At 59.1% G+C, this 3,269-nt stretch carries 4 protein-coding genes; 3 read left to right on the forward strand and 1 reads right to left on the reverse strand.

Annotation, left to right across the window (positions count from 1 at the left end):
- Nucleotides 1–154 precede the first annotated feature (154 nt).
- Nucleotides 155–334: a YoaH family protein gene (locus tag HP459_RS22105; RefSeq protein ID WP_022648441.1), complete on the forward strand. Its 180-nt coding sequence runs from the start codon at nt 155–157 to the stop codon at nt 332–334.
- A 6-nt stretch (nt 335–340) separates the two neighbouring features.
- On the opposite strand, the gene HP459_RS22110 is transcribed toward HP459_RS22105, so the two are convergent.
- Nucleotides 341–685, reverse strand: coding sequence for a RidA family protein (locus tag HP459_RS22110; protein ID WP_022648440.1), 345 nt, complete (start codon nt 683–685; stop codon nt 341–343).
- Nucleotides 686–818: 133 nt separating this feature from the next.
- On the opposite strand from HP459_RS22110, the gene HP459_RS22115 reads away from it, so the two are divergent.
- A complete protein-coding gene (locus HP459_RS22115) occupies nt 819–2,729 on the forward strand; it encodes an ATP-dependent DNA helicase (RefSeq protein WP_023303884.1) in 1,911 nt (636 codons plus the stop codon).
- Nucleotides 2,730–2,795: 66 nt separating this feature from the next.
- Nucleotides 2,796–3,269: tRNA (adenosine(37)-N6)-threonylcarbamoyltransferase complex dimerization subunit type 1 TsaB (tsaB, locus tag HP459_RS22120; RefSeq protein WP_171936847.1), on the forward strand; the 474-nt coding region annotated here is incomplete at its 3' end.

The raw sequence follows: 3,269 nt of genomic DNA on the forward strand, positions 1-3,269 counted from the left end.
GGCAAAAGGAAGGTGGCTCAGACGGGCAAACCAGAACTCGGCGGCGTCTGCACGCCAGGGTAAGGTCATAACAGTGGGGAAGCGCATGTTCATGTATGGCATACTACCGGGTAGCGTGAAATAATTAGCGCGAATAATTTAGCAGGAGTTAACGATGTTTGCAGGTTTACCTTCTCTCAGTCATGACCAACAGCAGAAAGCGGTAGAGCGGATTCAGGAACTGATGGGCCAGGGTATGAGCAGCGGAGAAGCGATCACCGTCGTCGCTCAGGAAATTCGCGCCAGTCATACCGGCGAGCGGATTGTGGCGCGATTTGAAGATGAAGATGAATAACCGGGCTTAAACTGCCGCGATAATCTTAATCTCCACCTTATACTCCGGTTTCATCAGCGTGGCCTGTACGGTGCAGCGTACAGGCGCGTGACCCGCCACTACCCACGCATCCCAGGCTTTATTCATCTCCGCGAAGTCGTCTTTATTCGCCAGGAAAATCGTCGCGTCCAGAATGCGGGATTTGTCGCTGCCCTGTTTTTCCAGTACGGCGTCGATCTGCGCCAGGGTGTTGGCGGTCTGTTCGAAGGCGTCGGCGTCCAGATTGGCAGGGACGCCGGTGTAGTACAGCGTCTGGTTGTGGATCACCACGTCAGACCAGCGGGCTTCGGCATCAATGCGCGTAATTGTCATAAACGTATCCTCGTTATCTTTCATCGTCAGGCGGCAAGACTGCCATATTGTTCCGCCGTCGTCACTATTTGGGGTGGCACCGGAGAGAAGGGGCTGACATAATCCCTGTGCAAAAATACAGTGAGAGAACACCGTGGCAGACGATTTTTCCCCTGAAGGTCAGTTAGCACAGGCAATTCCCGGTTTTAAACCGCGCGAACCCCAACGTCAGATGGCGCATGCCGTCGCGCACGCCATCGACAAGGCGCAGCCGCTGGTTGTGGAGGCCGGCACCGGTACGGGGAAAACCTACGCTTACCTCGCTCCTGCGCTGCGGGCGAAAAAAAAGGTGATCATCTCTACGGGATCAAAAGCGCTCCAGGATCAGCTCTACAGCCGCGATTTACCCACGGTGGCGAAAGCGCTGAAATACAAAGGGCGTCTGGCCTTGCTGAAAGGGCGTTCTAACTATCTGTGTCTGGAGCGTCTCGAACAGCAGGCACTGGCGGGCGGTGACCTGCCGGTACAAACACTCAGCGATGTGATCGTCCTGCGCGCCTGGGCCAACCAGACGGAGGAGGGGGACATCAGCACCTGCGCGAGCGTGCCGGAAGACTCCCCGGCCTGGCCGCTGGTGACCAGCACCAACGACAACTGCCTCGGCAGCGACTGCCCACTGTATAAAGACTGCTTTGTGGTGAAAGCGCGTAAAACGGCGATGGACGCCGACGTGGTGGTGGTGAACCATCACCTGTTTCTTGCGGATATGGTGGTCAAGGACAGTGGTTTCGGCGAGCTAATCCCCGAGGCGGAGGTGATGATCTTCGATGAAGCCCATCAGCTACCGGACATCGCCAGCCAGTATTTTGGCCAGTCGCTCTCCAGCCGTCAGCTTCAGGATCTGGCGAAAGATATTACTATTGCCTATCGCACCGAGCTCAAAGATACCCAGCAGTTGCAGAAGTGCGCGGACCGCCTGGCGCAATGCGCACAGGATTTCCGCTTACAGCTTGGCGAGCCGGGCTATCGCGGCAACCTGCGCGAACTGCTCGCGGACAAAAATATCCAGCGCGCGCTGCTGCTGCTCGATGATGCCCTTGAACTCTGTTACGACGTGGCGAAGCTGTCCCTCGGACGTTCAGCGCTGCTGGACGCCGCCTTCGAGCGGGCCACGCTCTACCGTGGGCGGCTGAAGCGGCTGAAAGAGATCAACCAGCCGGGCTACAGCTACTGGTATGAATGTACCTCGCGCCACTTTACCCTGGCGCTCACGCCGCTGACCGTTGCCGATAAATTCAAAGAGGTGATGGCGCAAAAGCCCGGCACCTGGGTCTTTACCTCGGCCACGCTGTCGGTCAACGACGATCTGCACCACTTCACCGAGCGTCTCGGCATTGAGCAGGCTGAATCCTTACTCCTCCCAAGCCCGTTCGACTATGAGAAACAGGCGCTGCTGTGCGTGCCACGCAATCTGCCGCTGCCTAACCAGCCAGGGGCGGCGCGCCATCTGGCGGCCATGCTAAAGCCGATGATTGAGGCCAACAACGGACGCTGCTTTATGCTCTGCACCTCTCACGCCATGATGCGCGATCTGGCCGAGCAGTTCCGCGCGACCATGACGTTGCCGGTGCTGTTGCAGGGGGAAACCAGCAAAGGCCAGCTGCTCCAGCAGTTTGTCAGCGCCGGTAATGCCCTGCTGGTGGCGACCAGCAGCTTCTGGGAAGGGGTGGACGTGCGCGGCGATACGCTCTCGCTGGTGATTATCGATAAGCTGCCATTCACATCGCCGGACGATCCGCTCCTGAAAGCACGCATGGAGGACTGCCGTCTGCGCGGGGGCGATCCGTTCGACGACGTCCAGTTGCCGGACGCGGTTATCACGCTTAAACAGGGGGTAGGGCGACTGATACGCGACGTCACCGACCGCGGAGTGCTGGTGATCTGCGACAATCGCCTGGTGATGCGTCCCTACGGCGCCACCTTCCTCGCCAGCCTGCCGCCTGCGCCGCGCACACGGGATATTAAACGCGCGGTCCGCTTCCTGGCGAACCCGACGGCGGAGTAATTCTTCCCGGAGTGTGTTAAGATGCGCGCCATTTTGTGACTGACCATTGCGAGAGCGCGACGACTGATGCGAATTCTGGCTATTGATACCGCGACAGAGGCCTGTTCCGTTGCCCTGTGGAACGACGGTACGACTTTTGCTCATTTCGAAGAGTGCCCACGGGAACACACCCAACGTATTCTGCCCCTGGTAAAAACCATTTTAACCGAGGGCAACACCGCCCTGACTGACCTCGACGCGCTGGCCTACGGCCGTGGTCCGGGCAGCTTTACGGGCGTACGTATCGGGATTGGCATTGCGCAGGGGCTGGCGCTGGGCGCTGACCTGCCGATGATCGGCGTTTCAACGCTTGCGACTATGGCTCAGGGTGCCTGGCGCATGACCGGCGCCAGCCGCGTGCTGGCCGCGATTGATGCCCGCATGGGTGAAGTCTACTGGGCGGAGTACACCCGTGACGAAAACGGCGTCTGGCACGGCGAAGAGTCGGAAGCCGTGCTTAAACCTGAAGCCGTCACCGAGCGCCTGAAACAGCTCACCGGT

Source organism: Enterobacter sp. CM29, from assembly GCF_013179605.1.
GTDB classification, from domain to species: domain Bacteria; phylum Pseudomonadota; class Gammaproteobacteria; order Enterobacterales; family Enterobacteriaceae; genus Enterobacter; species Enterobacter intestinihominis.